Source organism: Bradyrhizobium sp. 179, from assembly GCF_023073535.1.
Taxonomy (GTDB): Bacteria; Pseudomonadota; Alphaproteobacteria; order Rhizobiales; family Xanthobacteraceae; genus Bradyrhizobium.
This window is the reverse complement of sequence record NZ_JADPJR010000149.1, coordinates 1-25,490: the sequence shown is the minus strand read 5'-3', so window position 1 is coordinate 25,490 and position 25,490 is coordinate 1. Positions and strand designations below refer to the sequence as shown.

21 protein-coding genes, 1 tRNA gene and 1 pseudogene are annotated in these 25,490 nt (G+C 61.1%); 12 read left to right on the top strand and 11 right to left on the bottom strand.

Features of this window, described 5'->3' with window-relative positions:
* Positions 1 to 26: 26 nt before the first annotated feature.
* The 3 genes from IVB12_RS34235 to IVB12_RS34225 all read left to right on the top strand — a co-directional run bounded on the left by IVB12_RS34235 (position 27) and on the right by IVB12_RS34225 (position 2,507).
* A complete protein-coding gene (locus tag IVB12_RS34235) occupies positions 27 to 872 on the top strand; it encodes a CmcJ/NvfI family oxidoreductase (protein ID WP_247306401.1) in 846 nt (281 codons plus the stop codon).
* Between the two features lie 102 nt (positions 873 to 974).
* Positions 975 to 1,289, top strand: coding sequence for a septal ring lytic transglycosylase RlpA family protein (locus IVB12_RS34230; protein WP_247306399.1), 315 nt, complete (start codon positions 975 to 977; stop codon positions 1,287 to 1,289).
* 48 nt (positions 1,290 to 1,337) lie between these two features.
* On the top strand, positions 1,338 to 2,507 hold the full coding sequence (locus IVB12_RS34225; protein WP_247306397.1) for a Gfo/Idh/MocA family oxidoreductase: 1,170 nt from the start codon (positions 1,338 to 1,340) through the stop codon (positions 2,505 to 2,507).
* 274 nt (positions 2,508 to 2,781) lie between these two features.
* Here IVB12_RS34225 and IVB12_RS34220 read toward each other — a convergent pair whose 3' ends face one another.
* The 7 genes and pseudogenes from IVB12_RS34220 to IVB12_RS34190 all read right to left on the bottom strand — a co-directional run bounded on the left by IVB12_RS34220 (position 2,782) and on the right by IVB12_RS34190 (position 11,712).
* A complete protein-coding gene (locus IVB12_RS34220) occupies positions 2,782 to 4,092 on the bottom strand; it encodes an ABC transporter substrate-binding protein (protein ID WP_247306393.1) in 1,311 nt (436 codons plus the stop codon).
* A 182-nt stretch (positions 4,093 to 4,274) separates the two neighbouring features.
* On the bottom strand, positions 4,275 to 5,510 hold the full coding sequence (locus IVB12_RS34215) for an ABC transporter substrate-binding protein (protein WP_247306391.1): 1,236 nt from the start codon (positions 5,508 to 5,510) through the stop codon (positions 4,275 to 4,277).
* A 40-nt stretch (positions 5,511 to 5,550) separates the two neighbouring features.
* Positions 5,551 to 7,032, bottom strand: a complete 1,482-nt coding sequence (locus IVB12_RS34210; protein WP_247306388.1) for an ATP-binding cassette domain-containing protein — start codon at positions 7,030 to 7,032, stop codon at positions 5,551 to 5,553.
* Positions 7,032 to 7,958, bottom strand: coding sequence for a branched-chain amino acid ABC transporter permease (locus IVB12_RS34205; protein ID WP_247278584.1), 927 nt, complete (start codon positions 7,956 to 7,958; stop codon positions 7,032 to 7,034). Before IVB12_RS34205 ends, IVB12_RS34210 begins: the two co-directional genes overlap by 1 nt.
* A gap of 1 nt (position 7,959) precedes the next feature.
* Complete coding sequence (locus tag IVB12_RS34200; RefSeq protein ID WP_247306385.1) at positions 7,960 to 8,835, bottom strand: branched-chain amino acid ABC transporter permease; 876 nt, start codon at positions 8,833 to 8,835, stop codon at positions 7,960 to 7,962.
* A 434-nt stretch (positions 8,836 to 9,269) separates the two neighbouring features.
* Positions 9,270 to 10,370 (bottom strand): FAD-dependent oxidoreductase, encoded by a 1,101-nt coding sequence (locus IVB12_RS34195; protein WP_247306382.1) that lies wholly within the window; start codon positions 10,368 to 10,370, stop codon positions 9,270 to 9,272.
* Between the two features lie 91 nt (positions 10,371 to 10,461).
* Positions 10,462 to 11,712: pseudogene (locus IVB12_RS34190) on the bottom strand (SMP-30/gluconolactonase/LRE family protein).
* A 178-nt stretch (positions 11,713 to 11,890) separates the two neighbouring features.
* Between IVB12_RS34190 and IVB12_RS34185 the strand changes: the two are divergent.
* The 5 genes from IVB12_RS34185 to IVB12_RS34165 all read left to right on the top strand — a co-directional run bounded on the left by IVB12_RS34185 (position 11,891) and on the right by IVB12_RS34165 (position 16,431).
* Positions 11,891 to 12,157 carry a hypothetical protein gene (locus IVB12_RS34185; RefSeq protein WP_247306807.1) on the top strand — a complete coding sequence of 89 codons (267 nt, stop codon included), beginning with the start codon at positions 11,891 to 11,893 and terminating at the stop codon, positions 12,155 to 12,157.
* Between the two features lie 460 nt (positions 12,158 to 12,617).
* Positions 12,618 to 14,180, top strand: coding sequence for a 2-isopropylmalate synthase (locus tag IVB12_RS34180; RefSeq protein ID WP_247306379.1), 1,563 nt, complete (start codon positions 12,618 to 12,620; stop codon positions 14,178 to 14,180).
* Between the two features lie 216 nt (positions 14,181 to 14,396).
* On the top strand, positions 14,397 to 15,398 hold the full coding sequence (locus IVB12_RS34175; RefSeq protein WP_247278589.1) for a TRAP transporter substrate-binding protein: 1,002 nt from the start codon (positions 14,397 to 14,399) through the stop codon (positions 15,396 to 15,398).
* Positions 15,399 to 15,591: 193 nt separating this feature from the next.
* Positions 15,592 to 16,188 (top strand): Spy/CpxP family protein refolding chaperone, encoded by a 597-nt coding sequence (locus IVB12_RS34170; protein ID WP_247306376.1) that lies wholly within the window; start codon positions 15,592 to 15,594, stop codon positions 16,186 to 16,188.
* A 167-nt stretch (positions 16,189 to 16,355) separates the two neighbouring features.
* Positions 16,356 to 16,431, top strand: a tRNA-Lys gene (locus IVB12_RS34165).
* A gap of 62 nt (positions 16,432 to 16,493) precedes the next feature.
* On the opposite strand, the gene IVB12_RS34160 is transcribed toward IVB12_RS34165, so the two are convergent.
* Together IVB12_RS34160 and IVB12_RS34155 are read right to left on the bottom strand one after the other, a co-directional pair.
* Positions 16,494 to 17,516, bottom strand: coding sequence for a site-specific integrase (locus tag IVB12_RS34160; RefSeq protein WP_247306374.1), 1,023 nt, complete (start codon positions 17,514 to 17,516; stop codon positions 16,494 to 16,496).
* A 547-nt stretch (positions 17,517 to 18,063) separates the two neighbouring features.
* Positions 18,064 to 18,297, bottom strand: coding sequence for a hypothetical protein (locus IVB12_RS34155; RefSeq protein ID WP_210321724.1), 234 nt, complete (start codon positions 18,295 to 18,297; stop codon positions 18,064 to 18,066).
* Between the two features lie 491 nt (positions 18,298 to 18,788).
* Here IVB12_RS34155 and IVB12_RS34150 point away from each other — a divergent pair, with 491 nt between their 5' ends.
* From IVB12_RS34150 to IVB12_RS34135, 4 genes are all read left to right on the top strand, one after another.
* Complete coding sequence (locus IVB12_RS34150) at positions 18,789 to 19,439, top strand: hypothetical protein (RefSeq protein ID WP_247306371.1); 651 nt, start codon at positions 18,789 to 18,791, stop codon at positions 19,437 to 19,439.
* Between the two features lie 155 nt (positions 19,440 to 19,594).
* Positions 19,595 to 20,401 carry a hypothetical protein gene (locus IVB12_RS34145; RefSeq protein WP_247306368.1) on the top strand — a complete coding sequence of 269 codons (807 nt, stop codon included), beginning with the start codon at positions 19,595 to 19,597 and terminating at the stop codon, positions 20,399 to 20,401.
* A 486-nt stretch (positions 20,402 to 20,887) separates the two neighbouring features.
* Complete coding sequence (locus IVB12_RS34140) at positions 20,888 to 21,388, top strand: hypothetical protein (protein ID WP_247306366.1); 501 nt, start codon at positions 20,888 to 20,890, stop codon at positions 21,386 to 21,388.
* A 1,033-nt stretch (positions 21,389 to 22,421) separates the two neighbouring features.
* Complete coding sequence (locus tag IVB12_RS34135; protein WP_247306364.1) at positions 22,422 to 23,246, top strand: phage Gp37/Gp68 family protein; 825 nt, start codon at positions 22,422 to 22,424, stop codon at positions 23,244 to 23,246.
* 1,159 nt (positions 23,247 to 24,405) lie between these two features.
* Here IVB12_RS34135 and IVB12_RS34130 read toward each other — a convergent pair.
* Both IVB12_RS34130 and IVB12_RS34125 read right to left on the bottom strand, forming a co-directional pair.
* The gene (locus IVB12_RS34130) at positions 24,406 to 24,645 is read right to left on the bottom strand and encodes a hypothetical protein (protein WP_247306359.1); all 240 of its coding nucleotides are present in this window, start codon (positions 24,643 to 24,645) and stop codon (positions 24,406 to 24,408) included.
* A gap of 251 nt (positions 24,646 to 24,896) precedes the next feature.
* On the bottom strand, positions 24,897 to 25,490 hold a 594-nt coding region (locus tag IVB12_RS34125; RefSeq protein WP_247306356.1), incomplete at its 5' end, for a DUF4339 domain-containing protein.

Here is a 25,490-nt window from a genome sequence, read left to right as displayed (position 1 = left end):
TAGACGACCACATCGGGAGACCGGCCATGGGCCTACAAGAAACAAAAATCGAATCGCTTCCCTTTGTCACTGCCGAATTCAATTATCTCGCGCCGGTCTTAGGCAAGCCGCGTACCTACGCCTTCGATCCGCCGCCGGGCGAGCCGAAGAGCACGGCGCTTGCAGAGCCGCATCAGGTCCCGATCTTTGATGCGCGGCTGATTGCGCAGAATTTCTCGCTCGATCGCGAAGGCTTCGCGCTGGTGCGTCATCCGACCCGCGTGAAGGATTTCTACAACGAGGAGGAGGTCAGGGCCGTCTATTATCCCGCCGTGGAGGCGTTCCTGCGCGCGACGCTGAAGGCCGATCGTGTCTTCATCTTCGACCACACCGTGCGCAAGCGCATCGAGGGCGCCGCCGACATCCGTGGCGGTGGCCCGCGCCAACCGGCGACGCGCGTGCATGTCGACCAGACCGCCGTCTCCGGCGCCAACCGCGTGCGCGAGCATCTGCCTGACGAAGCCGAAGAGTTGCTGAAGGGTCGCGTCCAGGTGATCAATCTGTGGCGGCCGATCCGCGGCCCCTTGCGCGATTCACCGCTGGCGATGGCTGACGGCACGACGGTTGCGCCCGACGATCTCATCGCTTCCGATTTGATCTATCCCAACCGTCGCGGCGAGACCTATTCGGTAAGGTACAATCCGAACCACCGCTGGTTCTATTTCCCCGAGATGACCTCAGACGAGGCGCTACTGCTCAAGTGCTATGATTCCGCAACCGATGGCCGCACGCGGTTCGGGCCGCACACCGCCTTCGTCGATCCGACCACGCCGCCAGATGCCGCGCCGCGCGAGAGCATCGAGGTGCGCACCCTGGTGTTCCACAAACAGTAACAAAGTGTGATGGTACTGCCGGGCATTGCCCGGCACTGTTTCCGGAACTTTGGGGAACAAAGCGACGTTTGCAGCGCCGGGCTGGGCAACCGGGAGGGTGCCGTGCAAGCGCAGACGACGCTATTGGTATTTCTTGCCAGCTTTTTGCTTTTTGCCTTTTCTGCTGCCCACGCCGAAAGCGGGCTTGCTTCGTACTACGGATACGCCAAGGCTGGCAGAGGTGGCGAACTGACATGCGCGCACCGGACGCGTCCTTTCGGCACCATGCTGAGAGTGTCCTATAGCGGTCGAACGATCCAGTGCCGCGTCAACGATCGTGGCCCGTTCATCCGCGGCCGCATCGTCGATCTTTCAGTGCCGGCCGCGCGGGCGCTCGGCATGATGAGCGCCGGCGTGGTGCGGGTCTCGGTGGATTAGGCCGGCCAGCGGGCTATAGTGCCTCCCAAAGCAAGGGTGAGGGGCGCTATGGCCAGAATCAGAGTCGGACTCGTCGGCTGCGGCTTCGTGTCGGAGCTGCACATGTATGCGTTCCAGCGCGTCTATGGCGTCGACGTCGAGGTCGCGGCGGTGGCCGCGCGCGGCGATCAAGTGGTCGAGTTTGCGACCCGCCACCATATCCCGCGGGTCTATCGCAGCTTCGCGGAAGTGATTGCGGACCGTGAGCTCGATGTCATCGACATCTGCACCCCGCCCAATCTCCATGCCGAGATGATCGTCGCCGCCATGCAGGCGGGCAAGCACGTCATCTGCGAAAAGCCCTTCGCCGGCTATTTCGGCCACGACGGCGACCAACAGCCGATCGGCAAGCGCGTGCCGAAGGCGCTGATGTACGAGCGCGTGCTCGGGGAGATGGACGCGACGCGGGCCGCGATCGAGCGTAGCGGCAAATTGTTCATGTATGCCGAGGACTGGATCTACGCGCCCGCGGTGACCAAGACCGCGGAGATCATTAGGGCTACCGGCGACAAGATCCTGTTCATGAAGGGCGAAGAGAGCCATTCCGGCTCACACGCTGCACATGCCGCGCAATGGGCGATGACCGGCGGCGGCTCGCTGATCCGCATGGGCTGTCATCCGCTCTCGGCCGTGCTTTACCTCAAGCAGGTCGAGGCGAAAGCGCGCAGCGAGACCATTCGCGTCGCCAGCGTTACTTGCGACGTCGGCAACGTCACCGCTGGCCTCAGGCCCGAAGAACGCACCTATATCAAGGCCAATCCGGTCGATGTCGAGGATTGGGGCACGCTGACGGCGACTTTCTCCGACGGCACCAAGGCGACGGTGTTCTCCGGCGACATGATCATGGGCGGTGTGCGCAACCTGATCGAGACCCACACGAGTGGCGGCTCACTGTTCGCCAACATCACCCCGAACACGCATTTAATGAGCTACCAGACCAGCGAGGAGAAGCTCGCCAGCGTCTACATCACCGAAAAGGTCGACCGGAAAACCGGCTGGCAATATGTCTGCCTCGAGGAGGAATGGACGCGCGGCTACTTGCAGGAGATCCAGGACTTCATGGAATGCGCCGCGACCGGACGGCAGCCGCTGTCGGACCTCGCGCTGGCGTACGAGACCATCAAGGTGAACTACGCGGGCTATTGGGCGGCGGAGGAGGGGAGAAGGGTGGTGTTGTAAGGGCATAGCTCTCTTACTCTCCTCTCGAGGGAGGGCAATCGCATATGGGAAGCGGCTTCCATGCGGCGCATCCTTCGAGACGCCCGCTTTGGCGGGCTCCTCAGGATGAGGGCGGAGTGTGCGGCAGCAGTTTCAACGGGCCCTATGCCAATTAGCCTCGTCCTGAGAGCCCGCGCAGCGGGCGTCTCGAAGGACGAGGCGTTTGCTCAGGCCGCTCCAAAAATTCATATGCGATAGCCCGTCCAGGGGAGGGCGGCACGAGAGCGCAGCCGCCTCACGCCCCGTAGGTCGAGCCCTTCGGTAGCGGGAAGACCGGCTCCCGCGTGCGGATGTTCGTCGGCCACACCACCGAGATGTGCTCGCCGGCGTTCTGCATCACGACCGGGGTCGAGCGCTCGTTCTGGCCGGAGAGCGGCGTGCCCGGCCGGAAGAATTTCACGCCATAGCCCTGGATGGTGCCGCCGGCGGGGATGTCGACGTCGAGCGCTGCCTTGCGGATGGCTTCGGGGTCGAAGCTGCCGTACTTCTCCTTGGCGACGGGCAGCACGTTGTTGAGCAGCACCCAGGTCTGGTTGAAACCCATCGAGCAGTGCGGCGGCACGTCGGTCGCGCCGGTCTTGGCCTGGTAGCGCGAAACCATGGTCTTGATCAGGTCGCCCATGCCCGGCGCGAGCTTGGCGGGATCGAGCAACTGCGCCGGCACCGGATCGATGTTGCAGAAATTGTCGATGTCGGCACCGAAAGTCGCGCGCAGCTTGTCGAGCTGGCTGTAGCCGGCGCCGGCCCCGAACAGCATCTTGAAGCGCAAACCGCTCTCGCGGGCCTGGCGCAGGAACAGGGTGATGTCGGGGTTGTAGCCGGCATGCGAGATCACGTCGGCCTTGGCACGCTTGATTTTTGTCACCAGCACCGAAAGATCGGGCGCGGAGGCCGAATACCCTTCGCGCAGCACGACCTGGATGCCGGCCTCCTTGGCATAGGCCTCGTCGGCGGAGGCAACGCCGACGCCATAGGGGCCGTCCTCGTGGATTAACGCGACCTTGACCTCCTTCGGATCGATGCCGAGCTTGGCTTTCGCATGCTCGGTGATGAAGCTTGCAAAGGCCTGGCCGTACTGGTCGGAATGAATCTGGGCGCGAAACACGTATTGCAGGTTCTTGTCCTTGAACACGGCGGTCGAGACCGCGGTCGTGATCCAGAGGATCTTCTTCTGCTGCTCCACCTTCGCCGCCATCGGCACCGCGTGCGCGCTGGAATAGACGCCGTTGATGATGTCGATCTTTTCCTGGCTGATCAGCCGCTCGGCCTCATTGATCGCGACGTCCGCCTTGCTCTGGGAGTCGGCGGCGACCGGCACGATCTTGGTCTTGCCGCCGATGCCGCCCTTCTCGTTGACGAGGTCGATGGCGATCTGCGCGCCGACCGAGGAGGCGACCGAGCCGCCGGCGGCAAAGGGGCCGGTGAGGTCGTAAATCAAGCCGATGCGCAAATTCTCGGCTTGCGCCTGGGCCCGTGTCCAATCGAGGCTGAGTGCGGCGGCGGCAGCCGCCGATGTCTTCAGCAGCTGCCTGCGTGAAGTCGGCATCCTATCCTCCCTCAAAAACCGTCTTGTGTTTGATTTTTTTCGAAGTATTGGGAGCAGGATGGCGAAAGTCAACATCGCCCAAGGTCGATAGGCGTCGGCCGCGACACAACGCATCTGCGAAAGACAAAGGAAAAGCCCACCGCTCCGCGCGGGAGCGATGGGCTTGCATGGGCGCGGCTCGATTACTGCGACAGCTTCACGAAGCTCGGAAACTTCATCTTGCCTTCCGCGATCTTCTCGGGCCAGACCACGACCTGCTTGGAATCCTGCCACTGGAAGACGAGGCCGGTGACAGTCCCGGGGCCTGACTTGATACCGTGGGTGAACTCGTCGTTCTTGCCGTAGAACTGGATGCGGCCGATCGTGCCCTCGTAGTCGGTCTTCTCGAGCTCGGCGACCATCTTGTCGGGATCGGTCGAGCCGGCGCGCTTGATGGCTTCCGTGATGAAGTAGACCTCGTCATAGGCGGTGTAGCCGGTATAGGCCGGCGGTGCGCCGAACTTGGCCTTGAAGGCAGCCGCGAACGGCTTCGTCTTGGGGGTGACGGCGACGTCGGGTGTCGCAACCGCCAGCGACGGTATGCCGTCGGCCGCGCCATTGGTGTCCTTCCAGAAGGTCGGGCTCAGCGCCTGCGCGCTGATGCCGAACATCGGGATCGGCACCTGCTGGTTCTTCCACTGCACCGTCGGCTGCACGCCGACATGGGAGATGCCGGTGACGATCACGTCGGGCTTCTTGCTCTCGATGTTGTTGAAGATCGGCGTGAAGTCGGTGGTATCAGGCGAGAAGCGGACGTGCTCGACGACCTTCAGACCGGCCTTCGGCAGGCAGGCCTCGTAGCCGACGTCGAGCGGCTTGGTCCAGGCGGCGTCCTCGCTCATGATCGCCACGGTCTTGAACTTGAGCTTGTCGACGAGCAGGTCCTTGGCGGCGTCGCAGACGAGCTGGGCCTGCGCGGCCGAGGTCAGATAGCCGTGGAAGGTGTACTTGTTCTTCTCGTAGTCATTGTGGATCGCCTTGGTGATCTCGTTCGAGGCCGCGCCTGGCGTGATCAGCGGCATCTTCAGCCGCGCCGCCCAGGGCTCGAGCGCCAGCACGACCTCGCTGATATAGCTCGCGATGACGGCGGAGACCTTGTTCTCGCTGACGGCGCGCTGGAAAGCGCGAACGGAATCCGCCGACGAGCTCTTGTTGTCGTAGGTCACGATCTCGATCTTGCGGCCGAGCACGCCGCCCTTGGCGTTGATCTCGTCGGCGGCAATCTGCGCACCGCCTGGCGTCGCCGCGCCAGCGATCGACTGCACTTCTGCGATGACGCCGATCTTGATCGGATCGCTCGACTGCGCGTAGGCGGGAGCGGCAAGGCACAAGGCCAATGCGGAGGCGAGGAGGCTGCTGCCGAGAACTGATGGTCGCATGGTCGTTTCCCTTTCTATGTTTTTGTTGATGTTGACAGACTTAAAGAAAATCGGCTCCGGCCTCGCTCGCGAAGCGGCCGGGATCGCCTTCCCACACGATCCTTGCATGCTCCAGCACATAGACGCGGTCGGCATGTGGCAGCGCGAAGGTCACGTTCTGCTCGCCAAGCAACACCGTGATCGATGTGGTCTGCCGCAGCTTGGTCAGCGCCTTGGAGAGTTGCTCGAGGATGACGGGGGCAAGGCCCAGCGTCGGCTCGTCCAGGATCAGGATCTGCGGCTGCATCATCAGGGCACGGCCGATCGCGAGCATCTGCTGCTCGCCGCCGGAGAGCGTCTGCGCCATCTGGCTCTGGCGTTCCTTCAGGATCGGGAACAGCTCGAACAGCCAGGTGAGCTGTGCGGCGCGCTTCTCGTCGGAAAGATGCTGGCCGCCGAGATCGAGATTTTCGCGCACGCTCATCTCGCCGAACAGCTCGCGTGATTCCGGACATTGCACGAGGCCGCTGCGTGCGATCTTCGCCGGTCTCGTGCCGCGGAGTTTCTCGCCGCCGCGCACGATCTCGCCGCTGTAGGGCAAGAAGCCGGAGATGGTGTTGAACAATGTGGTCTTGCCGGCGCCGTTGAGGCCGACGATCGAGACGAACTCGCCCTCGTGGACATGGATCGAGACGTTCTCCAGCGCCTGCGCCTTGCCGTAGAACACGCTGACATTCTCGACCTGGAGCAGCGGCACCTTATCCTTGAAGCTGGTCTCGGGCCGCGCATGGGTCTCGATCGCGCCGCCGAGATAGACCCGGCGCACGGTCTCGTTCCTCATGACCTCGTCGGCTTTGCCGGTGACGATCTCCTCGCCGAGATACATCGCGAGCACGCGGTCGACGAGGGCGGCGACGCTCTTGACGTTGTGATCGACCAGCATCACCGCGCGGCCTTCGTCGCGAAAGCTGCGGATCAGGTCGGAGAACATCTCGACCTCGGCGCGCGTCAGCCCAGCGAAGGGCTCGTCGACCAGCACGACCTTTGGGTCACGTGCGATGGCCTTGGCGAGTTCGAGCCGGCGCAGATCGGCAAACGGCAGGGTCGGCGGGCGGCGGTTCATCACATTGCCGAGCCCAACGCGCTCGGCGATCCATTTGGCGCGCTCGATCAGCGCCTTGTCGGGGAACAGCATGAACAGACTGTCCGGCAGCAGCGCGACCAGGATGTTCTCCAGCACCGTTTGCCGGTTCAGCGGCCGCGAGTGCTGGAACACCATGCCAAATCCCTTGCGCGCGATCTTATGCGCGGGCAGGCCGGCGACGTTCTCGCCTTCGAAGACCACTTCGCCTGATGTCGGGCGCTCGATTCCCATCACGGTCTTCATCGCGGTCGACTTGCCCGAGCCGTTCGGCCCGATCAGGCCAAAAATCTCGCCGCCATTGACCTCGAAGCCGAGGTTCTTGACTGCGGTCAACCCGCCGAAGCGTTTAGTCAGGCCGCGGACTTCGAGCACGGCCCTGTTTGGAAGCCTCATATCCATCACGAGCGCGCCTCGCGCGAGAGGGCCGCTCCGAGGAAGCCGCCAGGGAAGAACAGCACGACGAGGAGCGCGACCGCCGAGACGATGAAGGTCGCGAGCTCACCGGTCGGCCGCAGGAACTCGCCGGCGACGATCAGGAAGATCGCGCCCAGCGCAGCGCCCAGCACGGTGCGCCGGCCGCCGAGCACGGCGGAGACGATCACGTTGACGCCGACCGCGACGTCGACGACGGTGCCGACCGAGGCGGTGCCGAAGTAGAATACCAGCAGCGCGCCTGACAGCCCGGAGAAGAACGCGCTGACAATGAAGGCGGCGAGTTTGTGCTTGACGATGTTGAAGCCCAGAGCGCCGGCCTGCACCGGGTCCTGGCCGCTGGCCTGGAGCACGAGGCCGATCGGCGATTGCGACAGGCCGTAGAGGATTGCGGCCGAGATCGTCATGAAACCGAGCGCGATCCAGTAATTCACGCCGGCGTTGATAGAGATGACGTCGGGAATGGTCAGCCCGATCTCGCCGCCGGTGAGGTCGGCGAACACCACCACGAAATTCTGCAGCATCAACACCGCGACCAGCGTGGTCAGGCCGAAATAGGGCCCGCGCACGCGCAGGGCCGGCAACGCCAGCACCAGACCGGCGATGACGGAGGCGAATGCGCCGAGGACGATGCAGAGATAAACCGACCAGCCGAACTGGGCATTGAGGATGCCGGCGGTGTAGGCGCCGACGCCGATCAGGAAGGTCGGCCCGAAATTGACCTCGCCGGCAAAGCCGAACAAGAGGTCCCAGGCCATCGCGAACACACCGAAATAGAATGCGACGGTGAGCAGGCCCAGCACATAGCCAGAGACGTAGAGCGGCAGCGTTGCCGCGATGACGACGAGCGCGAGCGAGACGAAGAAGAGGCGAGAGGTGAAGAAGGTGGCCATCTCAGCGCCTCCCCAGAAGGCCCTGGGGCCGGATGTACATCACAAACACGAGCAGCAGCAGCGCCGGGATGGTGCGATAGGCCGGCGAGATCAGATAGGCGGTCAGGGTCTCGAGATAGCCGACCACGAAGGCCGCGATCAGCGAGCCGGAGACGCTGCCGAGGCCGCCGAGCACGACGATGGAGAACGCGCTCGCGGTCAGCGGACCGACGCTGTAGGAGCTGACGCCCAGAAACATGCCCAGCAGCACGCCGGCGATGCCGGCGAGGATACCATAGATCGCCCACACCACGACGTAGATGTTGGTGAGCTCGAGGCCGAGCAGCGTGACGCCGCGCGGGTTCATCGAGGCGGCCAGCACGGCCTTGCCGGTGCGGGTGCGGTTCACGAGGAGCCACAACAGAGCGATGACCAGGCAGCAGACGATCGCCGTGAAAATCTCATTGCGCGGCGTGCGGACGCCGAGGATCTCGACCACGCCCTCGACGATCGGCAGCACGGTCTTGGCGTTGTTGGTGAAGAAATAGGCGATCAGCTCCTGGATCATGATGCCCCACAGCAGCGTTCCCGTGAGGACGAAGATCTCCTTCTCCTCGTTCGGAATGCGGCGCGAATCCTGGATCGGCTTCACCACTGCGAAATAGGTGGCAAATGCCGTGATGAGGGCGACGCCGACGCCGATCAGCGCACCGGCATAGGTGCCGACGCTGAGAATGCTGGCGGCGGCCCAGGCCGCCACCGCTGCGGCCACCATGATGGCGCCGTGGGAGAGGTTGAGCACGCCGGAGACGCCGAATATCAGCGTGAAGCCGGTGGCACCGAGAGCGTAGAGAGCGCTGATGGCAAAGCCATCGATCAAAATCTGAAATGCTCGCATTGATGATTGGCCGGGCAATCTGGCTGCCAATTGGAGGAAAAGGTGCTGCGTGCACCGCATGCGAAAGGCTCTCCAGGCAAGGCCCGGATGCCGTTCCGATCAGTTCGCGGTTAACTTGATGGAGCTCGGGAGACTGACGTCACTCCTGACGGCGTCCTCCGGCGCGCCGATCACGGCGGCGTCGAGCGAATTCGCAACGCAACAGAGAGTCTCTTCTTCATGTTGTTTTTCTCCCTTGAACAGCCTCTTGTGAGCTATTGGGGCGCGACTATACCGGCGAGGGCATTCTCGGCAAGTGAAACTGCATTCAGGATTGTGAGAGGCCGGTTAAAGTCCATTGCTGCGCAAATAGAGTGCAGCGTGACTCGGGCACGTCAGGCATGCAGATTCGGTCGACGCCCATGCACGTGTGCCGCCAGCATGCTCCCATCTGTTCAACGGGCGTGCAGCAGCGACGGATCGAGCGCGGCGAGGCGCGAGGGCTCGAATGGCGAAAGGTCGATCTGCGTCGTGCCCTCGGCGATCAGCTGCGCCAACGCCTCGCCGGTCGCGGGTGCATTGAGGATGCCCCAGACATTGTGTCCAGTCGCAACGTAGAGGCCCTCGCTCTGCGGCACCCTGCCGATCAGCGGCAGACCGTCCTGCGTCACCGGGCGGAAGCAGGCCTGGCGCGCGACGATCTTCTCGGGCCGGAACAGCGGCGACAACCGCTCGCTCATCGCCTGCAGGCGCGCGATCGCGTCCTGGTCGGGTGTCACGGCTGCGGGATCGAGCGGCAACGGCGCGATGTCGGAAAGCGCCGTGATATGCGTGCTGCCGTCGGCACGTGGGAAAACCTCGATCGACACCGCGCCGCCATTGTCCTCATGCTCCAGAAACAGCGCATCGGCTGGCACATCCGCGCCGGTGTCATAAACGATGCTCGGGCTGCGCTGGCCATAGATGGCGGGCAGGTTCATCCATTGCGCCGCGAGCAGCGACCACGGCCCCATCGCGATGACGACGGCGTCCGCCTCGATGACGCTGCCCTCGACCTGGACGCCGCTCGCTGTGATGCCATCCGCATCGCGCACGATGCCGCTGACCCGGCCGCGACGAAGCTGCACGCCTTGCGTGAGCGCCGCATCCATGACGAACGAGGTGAATTTGCGAGGGTGAACGATCGCGGTCGTCGCGGTCGTGCCGATGGTTTGCGCGATGGCGACGCCGTTGGCGAGCCAGCCAAGTGCCGAGGGCAGATTCCGCCGTGCGTCACCATCGGGGACAACGAGGCCGCTATAGGCGGTCATGGGGCGGTAGCCCCAATCGCCCGCGATCTCCCCGGGCAGTTGCGCATGAAGTGCGAAGCTGCGCCGCGCCAGTGCGTCGAGCGGCGTGCCGGTGCACCAGTCGCGTGCGAGGAAACCGCCGGCCTTGCCGGAGGCTGCGGCCGCGATCTCTGTCCGTTCCACCACAATGACGTCGATGCCGCGGCGACGAAGAAACCAGGCGGTGCAGGCGCCGATCACGCCACCACCGCAGATCACAACACGCATGGCCTTTTTTTCCTCGCGCGCCGAAGGATTATCAAAACGATTGGCGCCGGCGAGGAACGCCGGCGCAGCGTCGCAATGGAGCTTGTGTCGCTCAGCCCGGGCCTGCGCCCTGCGTCGCCGTGTAGACCGCGTAGAGCGACTGGCTCGCCGCCATGAACAGCCGGTTGCGCTTGGGGCCGACGAAGCAGACGTTGCCGCACACCTCCGGCAGGCGGATGCGGCCGAGCAGCTTGCCCTCCGGCGACCACACCGTCACGCCGCTATAGCCGACGGCGCGCCCGGCATTGCTGGAGGCCCAGATATTGCCGTTGACATCGCAGCGCAGGCCATCCGGCCCGCACTTCACGCCGTCGATCACGCAATCGCTGAACTTCTTGGGGTTGGAGAGCTTGTTGTCGCTGCCGACGTCGAACACGAAGATCTCGCCCTTGCCGCCCGCTCCGGTGTCGCCCGGTCCCTTGCCGGTCGAGGCGATGTAGAGCTTCTTGTAGTCCGGTGAGAAGCACAGGCCGTTCGGATCTGGCACCTGGTCTTCGGTGACGACGAGATCGATACGGCCCGAGGGGTCGATGCGATAGCAGTTGGTCGGGAGCTCGCGCTTGCCCGGCACGAAGCCGGCGGGCTGTCCGATCCGCGGATTGAGCTTGCCGCCGGCATTGCTCGGGCCGCCCGCGACGTCGGGCTCGCCTTCGTAGAGCTGGCCGCCATAGGGCGGATCGGTGAACCAATAGCTGCCGTCGGGGTGTGCGACGATGTCGTTCGGCGAATTCAGCTTCTTGCCCTGATAGGAGTCCGCGAGCACCGTGGCGGTGCCGTCATGCTCATAACGCGTCACCCGGCGCGTCAGGTGCTCGCAGGAGAGCTGGCGGCCCTGAAAGTCGAATGAGTTGCCGTTGGAATTGTTTGAGGGCGTGCGGAACACGGTGACGCGGCCGTCATCCTCGCTCCAGCGCATCTGCCGGTTGTTGGGAATGTCGCTCTACAAGAGATACCGGCCCTGCGCGCTCCAGGCCGGGCCTTCGGCCCACAGCACGCCAGTATAGAGACGCTTGATCGCGGTGTTGGGCTGCGCGAGATCGTTGAAGGAGGGATCGACGGCGATGATGTCGGGATCCCAGAAATACGTGGTCGGCGCGCCCTGGGGACCGAAATCGCGTGGCGGGGTGGTGATCGTCGTCGGCGGTGCGGCGGGGCCGGTCTGGGCCAGGGCGGAGCCGGCTCCGGCCATTGTGGCGGCGGCGCCGAGCGCAAGCCCTTGTACAACTCCTTGGACGAGTGTTCGTCGTGAAAGCGCAGCATCCTGGTCACGCTGCCCTTCGTCACGAGCCTCTTGGCGTGTCATCGCGTCCTCCCGATCATGTTCGCTGACCGGTTGATCCGGCCGAGCGGGCGGAGGTTAGTGCGGTCCGCTGCCGGTTGCGAGGGGTGGAATCGAAACCGCTGCGCGATGGCGGGTCGCAATTTCGTCACCTTCGAATGCGTTTGGATTGGAGGCGCTTACGGGGACAAAGCCGGAGTTCATTGTGCAAGTTGTCGTCCTGGTCATCCTGCTCGCGATTGCATTTGCGGCCGGCTATTTCACGCGGGACTACGTCTCCCGCAAAAGACGGGCGGAGGCGCTCCGCTGGCGTGAGTACACCGAGCCGGACTGGCTGCCTGCCAACGCGCCGGCGAACACCAACGAGATCACGAATGGCGGCACCGCTGTGGTCGCCACCGGCGAACTCGGTCAGATGCTGAACCGCTGGGAGAACAGGGCCCGCGCCCGCCGCACTGGCACGGGATAGCCGGCGCGTCTTGCGTTCGTCTGGTAACCTGGATGCAGCGAAGCGAATCTGGGACAGTGTTCCGCTTCGCTTCATGCAGGCTGCAATCTCTCCTATTTAGGTCAGTTCCACTGACTATCTTTTAGGCGTTGCAGTGGCAGGCGTTTCTCGTTTAGAAACGGGCGGATGGAGCCCCTCCCGGCAACCAACCGTCAACTGTTTTGACCGAGGATTGAGGGCTCAAAGGGTCTGGCAATGCTGATTCGCGGCCAAATCGATGGGATTTCGGGGGAGGTGGCCGTGGCCGCCGCCACGATCCCGGCCGCGCTGCCCACCCTCATTCTTGGCGGGCTTCTTCTTAGCTGCCCCTGAGGGCCGGCTGGGCGCCACGCGCCTGGGCGCTCAGGGGTTGTACGAGATCACCGGACACCTCAAGCGCCCAGACCACTGAACGGCGCAAAAGCTCAAAAGGAAATCTAGAATGGCCACCGTGAACAAGTCCGACAAGGACCGCGTCATCATTTTCGACACCACGCTGCGCGACGGCGAGCAATGTCCCGGCGCCACCATGACCTTCGAGGAGAAGCTCGAAGTCGCCGAACTGCTGGACGATATGGGCGTGGACGTCATCGAGGCCGGCTTTCCGATCACCTCCGAGGGCGACTTCCAGGCCGTCAGCGAGATCGCCCGCCGCTCCAAGAATGCGGTGATCGCCGGCCTGTCACGCGCCCATCCGGCCGACATCGACCGCTGCGCCGAGGCGGTGAAATTTGCCAAGCGCGGCCGCGTCCACACCGTGATCGCGACCTCGCCGCTGCACATGCGGGTGAAGCTGAACAAGACTCCGGAGCAAGTGATCGAGACCTCGGTCGCGATGGTCGCGCGCGCCCGCAACCAGATCGACGACGTCGAATGGTCGGCCGAGGACGGCACCCGCAGTGAGATGGAGTTTCTATGCCGCATCGTCGAGGCCGTGATCAAGGCCGGCGCCACCACGGTGAACATCCCAGATACCGTCGGCTACACGGTGCCGGAGGAATACACCCACTTCATGAAGACGCTGATCGAGCGTGTGCCGAATTCAGATAAGGCTGTATTCTCCGTGCACTGCCACAACGACCTCGGCATGGCGGTCGCCAACTCGCTGGCCGGTATCGTCGGCGGCGCGCGTCAGGTCGAGTGCACCATCAACGGTATCGGCGAGCGCGCCGGCAACGCCGCGCTGGAAGAGATTGTGATGGCGATCAACGTGCGCAACGACAAATTCCCGTACTGGAACAAGATCGACACCACGCAGCTCACCCGCGCCTCGAAGGTGGTATCGGCGGCGACCTCGTTTCCCGTCCAGTACAACAAGGCTATCGTCGGCCGGAATGCGTTCGCGCATGAGAGCGGCATCCATCAGGACGGCGTGCTGAAGGACGCGTCCACCTACGAGATCATGCGGCCGGAGATGGTCGGCCTCAAGCAGTCCTCCCTGGTGCTCGGCAAGCATTCCGGCCGCCACGCCTTCGTGCACAAGCTGGAGGAGATGGGCTACAAGCTCGGCCCCAATCAGCTGGAAGATGCGTTCACGCGGATGAAAGCGCTGGCCGACCGCAAGAAGGACATTTACGACGAGGACATCGAGGCGTTGGTTGACGAGGAGATGGCGGCCTCGCACGACCGCATCAAGCTGACCTCGCTGACCGTGATCGCCGGCACCCACGGTCCGCAGCGCGCCACCATGAAGCTCGACGTCGACGGCCAGATCAAGATCGAGGAAGCCGAGGGCAACGGTCCGGTCGACGCAGTGTTCAACTGCATCAAGCGCCTGGTGCCGCACGAGGCCAAACTCGAGCTGTACCAGGTTCACGCGGTGACCGAAGGCACCGACGCGCAAGCTGAAGTCTCGGTGCGGCTGTCGCAGGACGGCCGTTCGATGACGGCGCGCGCGGCGGATCCGGATACGCTGGTCGCCTCCGCAAAGGCCTATCTCGGCGCGCTGAACAAGATCGTCATGAAGCGCCAGCGTGACACGGTGACGACGGCAGCGGCGAGCTGACAAGCGAAGCCTTGTCATTGCGGGCGATGCGCGTGGGCTTCACCTCTCCCGCTCGCAAAGCGGGAAAGGGCGCGCAGCGGTGCTCGTGGCATTCACCATGAATACCTGCCCTGCTAACGGCCAATAGCCGCATGGCGCGCCGCCCTGTATTGATGCAGCCGGCATGAGGACGGTCGCCCGCGCGCCGGGCGGCCCAAATGACATCAGGGAGAGATTATGCGCACCTTCGCGATCGCGGCCTCCGTCGCGGCATTGGCCTTAGGCCTTGTCGGCCCCGCTAGCGCCGACCCGATCATCATCAAATTCAGCCACGTCGTCGCGACCGACACGCCGAAGGGCAAGGGGGCGGAGAAATTCAAGGAGCTCGCCGAGAAGTACACCGGCGGCAAGGTCAAGGTCGAAGTCTATCCGAACTCGACGCTCTACAAGGACAAGGAAGAGCTCGAGGCGCTCCAGCTCGGCAGCGTGCAGATGCTGGCGCCGTCCAACTCGAAATTCGGCCCGCTCGGCATCCGTGAATTCGAGGTATTCGATCTGCCTTACATCCTTCCCGATCTGAAGACGCTGCGGAAGGTGACGGAGGGCCCGCTCGGCGCAAAGTTGCTCAAGCTCCTCGACGCCAAGGGCATCACCGGACTTGCCTACTGGGATAATGGCTTCAAGCAGATGAGCGCCAACAAGAAGCTGGTCTCGCCTGCCGACTATCAGGGCGTGAAATTCCGCATCCAGTCCTCGCGCGTGCTCCAGGCCCAGTTCAAGGCGCTCGGCTCGCTGCCGCAGGTGATGGCGTTCTCGGAAGTCTACCAGGCACTCCAGACCGGGGTCGTCGACGGCCAGGAGAACACCTGGTCGAACATCTATACCCAGAAGATGCACGAGGTGCAGAAGTACATCACCGAGACCAATCACGGTTACATCGGTTACGTCGTGATCGTGAACAAGAAGTTCTGGGACGATTTGCCGGCCGACATCCGCGACCAGCTTTCCAAGGCAATGAAGGAAGCGACTGCCTTCAGCAACGCGCAGTCGCAGAAGGAGAACGACGACGCGCTCGCCGAGATCAAGAAGAGCGGCAAGAGCGAGATCATCAAGCTCACGCCGGAGCAGGACGAGGCGATGCGCAAGGCGATGGAGCCGGTCTACAAGGACGCCGCAGGCCGCGTCGGCCAGGCGCTGATCGATGAGTTCCAGAAGGAAGCCAAGAGCACGACGAACTGATCTTGATGCACGATGAACGGGGGCTTCCGTGCGAGCTGCACGGAAGCCTTTTTGTTGCAAATGATTTCCGATCGTGGCTGGCGGTAAATCAGCCGTTACGTGGTCCTAAGAACACCGCTTCCTGTCCAAGTTGTAAGTTGCGCGTCGGCGGCGCCGCGCTCATCCTCAGGGCATCCTTCCAGAGGAGGTCCGTATGAGGAAGTTCACCATCGCTGCCATCGCCGTGCTCAGCGTCGCCGGCTCGGGCGCGGTCTATGCTCAATATCATCGCCCGTGGATGGAGCGCTTCCATCACATGCGCATGAACCCCGAGGACCGCGCCGCCTTCATCGACGCACGGATCGCCGCCGTCCACGCCGGCCTGAGGCTCAATGCCGATCAGGAGAAGCTGTGGCCGCCGGTCGAGGCCGCCGTGCGCGATTTCGCCAAGCTGCGCATCGACCGCGCCAATGCGCGGATGAATGCCGGCCCCGGCGATACCGACAGGCCGGAGGATCCGATCGCCCGCCTGCGCCAGCGCGCCGAGGACATGGGCGCCAGCTCCGCGGCCCTGAAGAAGATCGCCGATGCCGCCGATCCGCTCTACAAGACGCTGGACGAGGGCCAGAAGCGCCGCCTCGCGGTGCTGACCCGCCACCGCGGCCCATTCGGCGGCGGCGAAGACGGCCCGCCCCGCCACTTCATGGAACGCCGCATGGACCGCATGATGGAGCGCGGCATGGAGCACCTCCACCGTGACCGTTTCGACCGCGACGGCGGTCCGGACGGAGACCGCGAGGGGCGGCTCTGAGCACGGCCGGATTGTCCCGCGATTAACCCTGGCGAAGCCGCTGGAATCCAGCGGCTTTTCGCTATGTTGGACTTGTGGACGAAGCCTTGGAAAACTTGCGCCCGATCGCTTGCCATACCCGGATCGCTTTGCTAAACGACCGGCCTCGCAAGGCCTTACCGCCTTTCGGGCGCATAGCTCAGTTGGTAGAGCAGCTGACTCTTAATCAGCGGGTCCCAGGTTCGAGCCCTGGTGCGCCCACCATATAAATCAAGCACTTAGCAGCAGGCGTGACGCGGTGAGGTGGCCTCATTTTACAGGTCATTTTACAGTTTTGTTCTCGCTTCGAGCTTCAGCACCGCAGCTTCAGCAAGCTGAATATCGCGCCCCAGGTAATGCGCGTCGAGAATGGCTTCGACATCCTTCAACGAGTGGCCGGTGACCGCTGCGATCTGCGGCACGCTGGCGCCAGCAATCGCCAACCGAACCACGGCCGTGCCGCGCAGGTCATGAAAGGTGAGACCGCTGATGCCGGCGCGCTCGCAGGCCTTTGACCACGAGGTACGAAATCCGTCGGACGTCCAGGGCCGGCCCAGTGTGTTCGTCAGGATGAGCGGCCCCCGACGGTCGGTCGCGTCAAGCAGGGCTCTCAACGGCGTGCCGGCTGGCATCGCGACGCGCCGGCCGCCTTTCGACTGCCGAAGCCGAATGTACGGACTCTCGTACGCAGACCAGGGCAGGCGCAAGAGATCGCCCTGCCGTTGGCCGCTCCACAATGCCAGTATCAACGCGAGTTGGATCTCCGGCGAGGCGACCGACAGGACCGCAGCGATGTCCTGCTCCGACCAAATCTTATCTTTGCGGTCAGCTGCATAGAGGCGGCCGCCTCGCTCGCATGGGTTGGTAGCAATGATGCCGCGGTCTTTTGCGAACGACATGAGCCGCGCCAATGTCGTCCAGGCGTAGTCGGCTTTGCGTGGCGTGTTGGCGAACTTGTCTCGCCAGCCCTTAAACTCGCCGCGAACTCTACGGTCGGTGAGGGCGGCGATTGGCAAGTCACCGAATTCATCCTCGACCAGCTTGATGTAGGCGAGATAGGCGCGCTTTGTCGATTGAGCGAGCGCCGTAAACTCTGGCGCAGCTTTATACTGCGCGATGATCGTCATGAACGTGCCGGCGCGGGGCTGCCGGATGCTCGCGTACGCCTCGTGGTATTCGCGAACAAATTCCGGCGTGCCGGGCTTGGCCTTGATTTGCGGTCCGCCACGCCAAGCATAGTAGTAGGTTTTGATTTCGCCCGTAGCGAGGCGGGCGTTGACCTTATGAACTCCTTTCAGAACGACGCGCACGTTTAACTCTCCATTCATCTAAGGCAGACGTTTCCTGTTGCGGCTGGAGGCCGCTCATGATGTCCAATGCGAGGTCGATAGCTTTTAGATCCCACCGCATTGTGCCGGCGAGGGGCGAGGGCAGCTTGCCAGACCGCACCCAAGCGGAAAAAGCGCTCGGCGATAGGTTGCAGTAGGCAGCTGCTTGCCGCCTGCTCAACAACCGCGGCGTGAGCTGTCGGCAGGGCGTCGAGTCGACGTCCTGGGTTGTGGTTGAGTTCGAGAAGCAGACAGTCGCACTAGTACTTCCACGAGATAGGCGACGATCAGAAGCGGACGAATGTTCGTCCGTAAGCCGCGCTTTGTGCGCGCGACCAGCAGATTTCGACTCCATTTTGACGTGCCAGTCGCCGGTACCAGCGGCGATTGTTTCACGTGACTCGTCCGCAGACTGAGTGGAGGAGAACTAGCGTAACACCGGATAAAACCGTGTGTACTTGTAAGATATGCTAGCTTCGAACGTGGATCAATAGATGAAAAGCTCGGCAGTCACGAAGCTCACACGCGCTCAGTCGCTATCGTAAATGTCAGCTTCGCTTGCAAGCAAGCGCGCATGCCGGGCGAAATCAAAGTCGTCATTTTGAATGAACCTCAAGTCGTCAGTGCCGACTTCCTCAAACAATCGCTTCGACGATAGGCGGGACCAATTGAGCACTGCGGATGTCTTGATGGCGGCATACGTCGAGCCCGCAAAGAAAATTGTCCATCCACCTCGAAACAACCACTCCTGAACTTCCTCCACGAATTCTCTATCCAGACGATGTCGCCCCCATAAACGGCGCAACGTGAGATCAGAGAGACGTACGCGGCTAGTCGGCGTACCTTCCTGATTTCGAAGCTCAATCAGACGCAGCAGCAGGATTGCACATTCCTGTGCAGTCAGAAGACGAGGAGTTAAGGGGGCTCTCATGTCCGACCATAACACACAAAAATGCGATTGACAGCATATTAGGAGGCCTGTAGAACCAAAAAAGCCGATGCCTGGCTCGTCCTAGCATCGAAATTGCTCAATGGTCGGAAAGCGGACGAAGCAGGGTGTGCCGGTCCAATACCGGGCTCCATGTTAGACCTTTGATGCGCCTGTTGCGGAATTCGTGGCAGCGCAGTCATGCGCGAGGCGCGTCAAAAAGCGATTCCGATCTGGGATTCAATCAATCGAGTAGCATCTAAGCTGCGCGAATGACGAAGTGCCGGCTGGCGTTTTGCTTACACAAAGTAAGGAGACGTGAGCCTATGTCCCGAGAACTAGTTGCTACACCGCACTCATACGATGAACTGCTGGACCGCCTTGACCACATCAAGGAGGAATACCGGCGCGTTGATCAGCGCTACCGGCTAGCTCTGTACCAGATGTTCGCGGACGCAATGAGCATTGCGACGGCGATCGAGGCTGACCGCGAGCGCAAGGATCAGTTTCTGAAGAGCGTTGGACAAAAATCGGACGTCGTTTACGCCGCAATGATCTTCATCACGGACGCCAAGTCGGAGGAGGCTCGCAAGAAGGCCTCAAAAGCGGCCCGCGCGCTTCGGTACCTAGTCGAGCGAATTGGAGTTTCGGTCGACAATATCCCTGAAGCCCTACAGAAGCATGGCGGCATCCAGAAACTTGCTCAGCTGGCGGCTCTCAACGATCCACGCAGGAAATCACCGCCTATCGCTCCCGGAGCCAATACTGCAGAGCAGGGCGAAGCGGATCATTCTGACGTAAGGCACCGGAAAGAGAGAAAACGCGTGTTCGACAGGCAGGTTCAGATTGCCCTGCCACCAAACTCAGAGCAAAATTGGATGATCTCGCCGATAGCACCGCGATCAAGATCATCGGCTTCGTTCGTGTCCCAGCTGGAGAGCGACCGACCATCGAGTTTCAAGACATCACCGCCTTGAGCGTCTCGAGTGTGCAGGAGGAGAACGAAGACGATTGGGGGGACTGAGGTCTCGTGCCAAGGTTCGCTTAAAGCGAACCTTGGCTGCGCCCGATTTAGCGCCGCTCGGATGGATCGATTCCAGCGATCTTATTCTTGAACACCCCTGAGATCTTCATGAAATTCAACTTCTGCTCCGCCGATATCAACGAAGACTACGATCCTGCAAAACATCTGAAAAAGTTCGAGACGCTGAGTGAAGCTCACGATCGGCGCCGCCGTCTTATGAGCGCTCTTCCCGAATTTGGTGAGCCCGGCCGCGCCCTCGCCGAGCGTCTTAACGGGTGTGGTTTCTTCAGATGTCGTTCAGCAGGATGTCCAGTTTGCCTTCGCGCCTTTCGTCGCTGGTGGGGCTCAACGCTGGCCGAATACATGGCCCGTGACCCAGAGTTCTGGTTTACGGCGAGCATTGTGCCCGCGGACTTGTTCGATGTCGGGCACCTCGACAGCTTCCGGTGGGATCGGCTCAAAGATCGCTTGCGAAACCAGATTGCGCGGGCTCCAATTAGCGAGCCTATAGTTCTGGGTGGTATCGACTACGACCTCAAGCACTTTGATGATGGCCGCCCTCCGAGGTGGTGCCCTCATCTATACTTACTTTTCAGCGGAGGAGGGATAGCTCCAATCGAAAGCACTTTCCGCCGTCACTACCCAAAGAGTGACGACGTGAAAAGACCGGTGGTCGTAAAGTCTCAGAAGACACTTCGCGAAGATTTGGTGTCAACCGCTACCTATACCATCAAGGCACGCTTCAAGAAGCGAAGGCCATCTACGGATGACCGCGGTAACGCTGATACGGAAAACGACGAGTTGTCATTGCACCATCAGGCAGAACTCGCGATCCTTCTGCATAAACAAGGCTTCCTCGGTCGGATGATCCGCCACGGCAACGATTCAGCCTTTCGCGCACTGAAAGTGCGCTGAAAGAGCGCCCCTGCTAAGCCGGCATAGAGGGTCTGACGGACCGGTCTACGACCTGAGTAAATTCAGGTCGTGGACACCGACCAGCCCTACTACCAGAGCGTGGTTGCGAGCAATACCCAGTCGCGGACGAGGTGGGAGTGACGGATTTGTCCGCGACTGAAATCGGTGGTCTCGCCTATTGAACTTTTCTCAGAAGCGAAGGCCGGGGCTTCGTTGAGCTGCAGTGTATAATGTAAACTGTCATAAGCTTGTGAGCAGCAAACCGAGGATCATTGATCTATTCGAGCAAATTGCCAACCGTCAGCACAGGGTCCGTGATCGTTCCTGCGGCATCCTGAGTTTTGTGAAACTTCTTAGGTGTTGAGCGCCGGTGTCGGTACGGTGAGTCTTCTGCGGAGGCGATTGGAGAGCAGCGGCAGAAGTATCAGGCGAACTTGTAAAGCAACCTTGTCCAGCCGCGCATTGCGGCCAACAAGGAGAAATTCAATGGACGTTAGGCTTGACGCTATAATTGCTGAAATCGCCCGAACTCTTGATGCCAGCCTACTAATGCACGATCCCGAGTTCGCGAATTTGCCGAGATCTCAAAGGATGCACCTCATAACGAGGTGCCTAGCAGCCCGCGGTATCGCCAGAGGCGAAAAGTACGGTGGGCGCAAGGTTCGAAAGTGGCGACCATCGAGTCAGCTGGGAAGCAGTTTCGGCGTGAAGGATCACGGAATTCCGGACGAAGTAGAGCATATCGAAGCGCCAGTAGCCATGTCGACACTTGTCGATGGGTTTTCTGACCTCCTGCAGACGAACCATGAGCCGATCAATCAGGTGACCGATTACGTTCTTCGTCTCTTCGGGCTGCATGCGCTAGGATTACTTCAGTACCGCGGGAAAGATGATGGATTCTGTCAGTTCGATAGGTCAGAGAAGCGCATCGACGTGGTTGATGAGGCAGGGAACACCATGGACTTTGTCGACAAGTATCTGGCCTAGGGGCTGGCTAAGTTCGGCCGACGGTTTGTCATTGCCGGTGCGGAGGTTCGAACCTCCGCACCGGCATTGTCCTCGGTGGCGTGCGTGCGGTTGACGGTCCAGAAGCGCTCTCTAGGCTGCCGCGGGGTGCCCAAGTCTTTTCCCTGGTATCCTCCACAGCAGGCTTGTGCGTTCAGCCAACCTAGTCGCACCGGCGTCGCGCACCCACAGATGTGAGGTGTCGGGGGTCGAAACCCGCCACCGCTGGACGGCATTCGCGATCTTGTAAATGCCCGTTGTGAATGCAGCCTCGATGCTGCGGCAAACCAACGGAGAAATGATCATGAGTTACGACGGTATCCTCGCCGGACTAAACACGCGTGCCGACACCGAGCTGCGAGAAAATGCCCCGGAATGTAGCCCGCATTTGCTCCAGGAGCTTACCCACGCTGTCGCAGCTTGCGAGAGAAGTCCGTTGCTGCCCGCTGAGGTCGAGGAATTGTTCGATGTAATTGCAGAGGGTGGGAGTTTGAGGTTTGAGGCGCGAAAGATAAAGGACGACTTGCCATTCATTTTGCGGACGAGCTCGGCAGAAGGGTTAGCCGAGTTAACGGCAAGGCTATGAGAATGCGCCGGCCTCGCCCGAAAGCTGGCGGACCTGCGAGAAGACCTGCGGGTGGTTCTTCGGCTCGTCACTGAATTCGACAAGGGGCTCTCAAACCTGACCGCGCACGTTCAGGATATGGCAGCGGAGACGATATGGCGTGCACCGGGCTCGTCGGTTGGGCCGTTGCTAAAGAATGTCTAGAATGGGAAGGCGCGGGCTCCACATTTCAGTGGGGCCCGTTTTCGTTTTTTGGCACGATGCCACGAGCACCGAGCGCTTGGCCGCACTACGGAGCTAGTTAGCGGCTCGGAGTGGGGAAGGCCTTCCGAGGAAACGTCGTCCGATTAGGTTTGGAATCTCCAACGGCGCTGGACCGAACTTGTAAAGGATTCCACCGAAACCGCTGTTTCGGGCAGAGCGATGCTCTGAACCCTTTGGAGATTCGTGATGGGTGAAAACTCTAAAATTGAATGGTGCGACCATACGTTCAATCCGTGGATCGGCTGCCAAAAAGTGTCGCCGGGGTGTGACAATTGCTATGCCGAAGCAATGATGGATCACCGATACAAAAAGGTGCAATGGGGCGCACACGGCGAGCGCAAACGAACGTCAGAACAAAATTGGAGAAAGCCTGTCCAGTGGAACGCGCAAGCCAGAACATCTAGAAAGGAAAATGGCCACCGACCTCGGGTATTTTGCGCGTCGCTCGCCGACGTCTTTGACAACCAGGTTGATTCTTCGTGGCGCAGGGACTTGTTCGCGTTGATCCGCAAGTGCGACGCATTAGATTGGCTGGTGCTTACGAAGAGGCCGGAAAACATAGAAAAAATGCTGCCTTCCAATTGGCGTGATGGGTATCCCAACGTGTGGCTCGGAACAACGGCCGAAGATCAGACACGGTTTGATTTCCGATGGAAGCGCCTAAAGAAAGTACCCGCGGTTGTTCGCTTTATTTCTTACGAGCCTGCTCTTGGGCCCCTGCGCTTGCCGCCAGGCGAACTTTTGCCGGATTGGCTAATATCTGGGGGCGAAAGCGGCGCGGGTGCCCGCACATTGAGGCCGCGTTGGGTTCGCGACATTATCGCCGATTGCCGCCGCTCTGGTGTTGCACCATTTCATAAGCAATGGGGATGTTACGAAAGCAACCCGCTTGTGGTGGAGAAGGGTATGACAGTTCGTGAAGCACGCGCAGTCGATACAGAGGGGAAGGGTGGCGGGTTGGTCGATGGTAAGCTCGTTCGTGAATTCCCAGATCGGAATAAAAGTCCTTAAGCGGATCTCGCGGGCGGCCTCGAAAGCGAATTGTGCCCAATGCTGCGGTCGCATCAGCGATGCGCATTGAGGTCACGGACTACAACATGAGCCCGCTCCGGTGTCTACCTGGAGCGGGCGACGGTCCGTAGCGCTCGCAACTACGGGCACTCTGCGTGGATTGCCAAGGCCCCCTTGGCGCACAGCGTCTTCCACTCGCGCTTGCTCTGCCGTGATCGTTTGGTCTCGGCGAGCAGCGAGCTATCAGGTCCACCGCCGTTGCTCATTTGGCTCATTGCTAATACCTGTCTCAACATTAGCAATCGCTCGTAGCTGTTGATGCGCTCCCAAATCATGTTTTTTGCGAATTGCCGGTCAAAAAAAGACTCAGTGCGAGGTTGTCGGAATAGCAGCGACGATGCTGGCTTTTTCCTGGAGGGCAGCAATACGCGAAGCTTCCAAAATCAGTCTGTCTGTAGAGATCGTATCCAATTCTCGGGATCAATAACCTCACTATCTTCCCGGTGCCGAGCACGTACCCCAGCGGCAGTTTTCTGGCCAGCGCGCACACCTCGGGGGGCTGCCGGATTAGAACCCGGCAGTTCATGTCAATGGCCGCGGAGACGATGCTGTCCCTCAGGACGGTGAACCGAGCACCACGAGGATTTCCATTGTCATCCAAACCGAGGACGTAGACTTGGTCTGCCCCCGCCGGTTCTCCTTTTTGGCCCATCATAACTCCCGGAGTGGTCGCAACGACGAGGTAGCCTTCATTCTTTCGTCGCTGCGTAAACCTCTGCGTTAGAACTTGGGAGGCGGCACTGCAGCCCGTTGCTTCTCCAGGAGGACATCTCGATCTTGGTCCAAAAACCGAGGCTCGTTGATAATCAGCACCCAGGACGGGATGGGCGAATTCGCTGATCGCCGTTCTGTGGAGTATTGATCAAGCTGCATCGTTGAAGAGTTGCTGAGGTGCCAAATTCGGTTAAACGGCCGGATATGAAATTGGGCGGAGATTATGCCGACGAGTTCTTGGGTCGGCGCGCCAAATTGGAAGATGTAGGATACAGCTGTCACCACGTTGGGCGACATGTTCTCTGTCAATCGGGCGACAAGCTGATTGCCCTTGTTCGTACATTCTAGGATCGTTGGCTTGGGTGACGAAACGCTACATCCTTTTTCAACCATCGCCCGCCTTTGCCACAGCTTCAGGCATACCGGTCGCAACCCCCAGAATATCCCTTTTTGTGAAGGCATAGATGTCCGTTGAGTGTTTATCCGCGCGAGTGAAGGTGGTCGTGACGTGCTTCCAGCTCTCGTAATCCTCCGGTCGAAGCAAAAGGAACGGCTGCGCGCCCAGGACGGCATATTTCAGGCTCTCCGCGGAGCCGCCTTGATCGTAGCTTTTTGCGGCGACCACCGGTTGACCGATAATTTTTCCGTCCCGATCCAGGTCAAAGCTGACAGCATTAGTCGAGGTTGACTTGCGGAGCGGGAAACCAGTGCTGCATTATTTGGCCACGGATCACCGATACGGGGTCGGGCGGGGTGGTCTGTGCAAACGCCGATGAACACGCAAAAATTGAGAGCAATACAATCCATTTCAACATTTGTGACCTCTGATGTGTGAGTTACGGATTTGGCAGATCCGGGACCAGTTGAGCGCCCACGTCACCCTTCGACGGACGCGTATATCAGGAGGCCGGCAATAAAACTGATGATCCAGGCGACAGCGTAGTACGGCCGCTGCTTCAGGCGCTTCGCCCTTAAAAACAGATAGACGGGCTGGAATAGCACGGCTGTGACGCGGGTTACCCGAGAACCATACCCTGCTTGCTTCAATTTTTGATCATCGAGCCAGCCGAGCAAGGCATTGACGAGAAGGGGTATCTGGAAGGGTAGCCCTTTGCTCGGGTGATATGGAAATCCCAGTACCAAGGATCGAGCCGCAGCTTCCTGGTTGCTCGCGCTCACAGCTGCCTCGATGACACCGATAAGCAGTGGCAACAGCGCCAGTATCCAGACGTAGCCATTACCGATGTGCTGGGGCGAAATCGCGGGCGGCTCCGCTGCAACAAACTCGGCGAGATCGCTCTCACGCAGGCTTTTCCATTCGGGCATGCCTTTGCGCCAAACCTGCGTGTCGGCCGCGATCTCCTTCTTCTTTGTGTTTCGGCATGGAATAAGGACCCCGTTTTCGGGGTGATCGGCATCCAATCGGGACCCCGGGATAAGGGTCCACAGTGGCTTCCATCGAGTCATGGA

Bases quoted from the DNA above. Each gene is read 5' to 3' on its own strand.
- IVB12_RS34235 (WP_247306401.1), top strand. From the start codon at position 27: ATGGGCCTACAAGAAACAAAAATCGAATCGCTTCCCTTTGTCACTGCC.
- IVB12_RS34145 (WP_247306368.1), top strand. From the start codon at position 19,595: ATGAAATTCAACTTCTGCTCCGCCGATATCAACGAAGACTACGATCCT.
- IVB12_RS34225 (WP_247306397.1), top strand. From the start codon at position 1,338: ATGGCCAGAATCAGAGTCGGACTCGTCGGCTGCGGCTTCGTGTCGGAG.
- IVB12_RS34140 (WP_247306366.1), top strand. From the start codon at position 20,888: ATGGACGTTAGGCTTGACGCTATAATTGCTGAAATCGCCCGAACTCTT.
- IVB12_RS34195 (WP_247306382.1), bottom strand. From the start codon at position 10,370: ATGCGTGTTGTGATCTGCGGTGGTGGCGTGATCGGCGCCTGCACCGCC.
- IVB12_RS34170 (WP_247306376.1), top strand. From the start codon at position 15,592: ATGAGGAAGTTCACCATCGCTGCCATCGCCGTGCTCAGCGTCGCCGGC.
- IVB12_RS34175 (WP_247278589.1), top strand. From the start codon at position 14,397: ATGCGCACCTTCGCGATCGCGGCCTCCGTCGCGGCATTGGCCTTAGGC.
- IVB12_RS34180 (WP_247306379.1), top strand. From the start codon at position 12,618: ATGGCCACCGTGAACAAGTCCGACAAGGACCGCGTCATCATTTTCGAC.
- IVB12_RS34200 (WP_247306385.1), bottom strand. From the start codon at position 8,835: ATGCGAGCATTTCAGATTTTGATCGATGGCTTTGCCATCAGCGCTCTC.
- IVB12_RS34150 (WP_247306371.1), top strand. From the start codon at position 18,789: ATGTCCCGAGAACTAGTTGCTACACCGCACTCATACGATGAACTGCTG.
- IVB12_RS34135 (WP_247306364.1), top strand. From the start codon at position 22,422: ATGGGTGAAAACTCTAAAATTGAATGGTGCGACCATACGTTCAATCCG.
- IVB12_RS34215 (WP_247306391.1), bottom strand. From the start codon at position 5,510: ATGCGACCATCAGTTCTCGGCAGCAGCCTCCTCGCCTCCGCATTGGCC.
- IVB12_RS34210 (WP_247306388.1), bottom strand. From the start codon at position 7,032: ATGGATATGAGGCTTCCAAACAGGGCCGTGCTCGAAGTCCGCGGCCTG.
- IVB12_RS34220 (WP_247306393.1), bottom strand. From the start codon at position 4,092: ATGCCGACTTCACGCAGGCAGCTGCTGAAGACATCGGCGGCTGCCGCC.
- IVB12_RS34205 (WP_247278584.1), bottom strand. From the start codon at position 7,958: ATGGCCACCTTCTTCACCTCTCGCCTCTTCTTCGTCTCGCTCGCGCTC.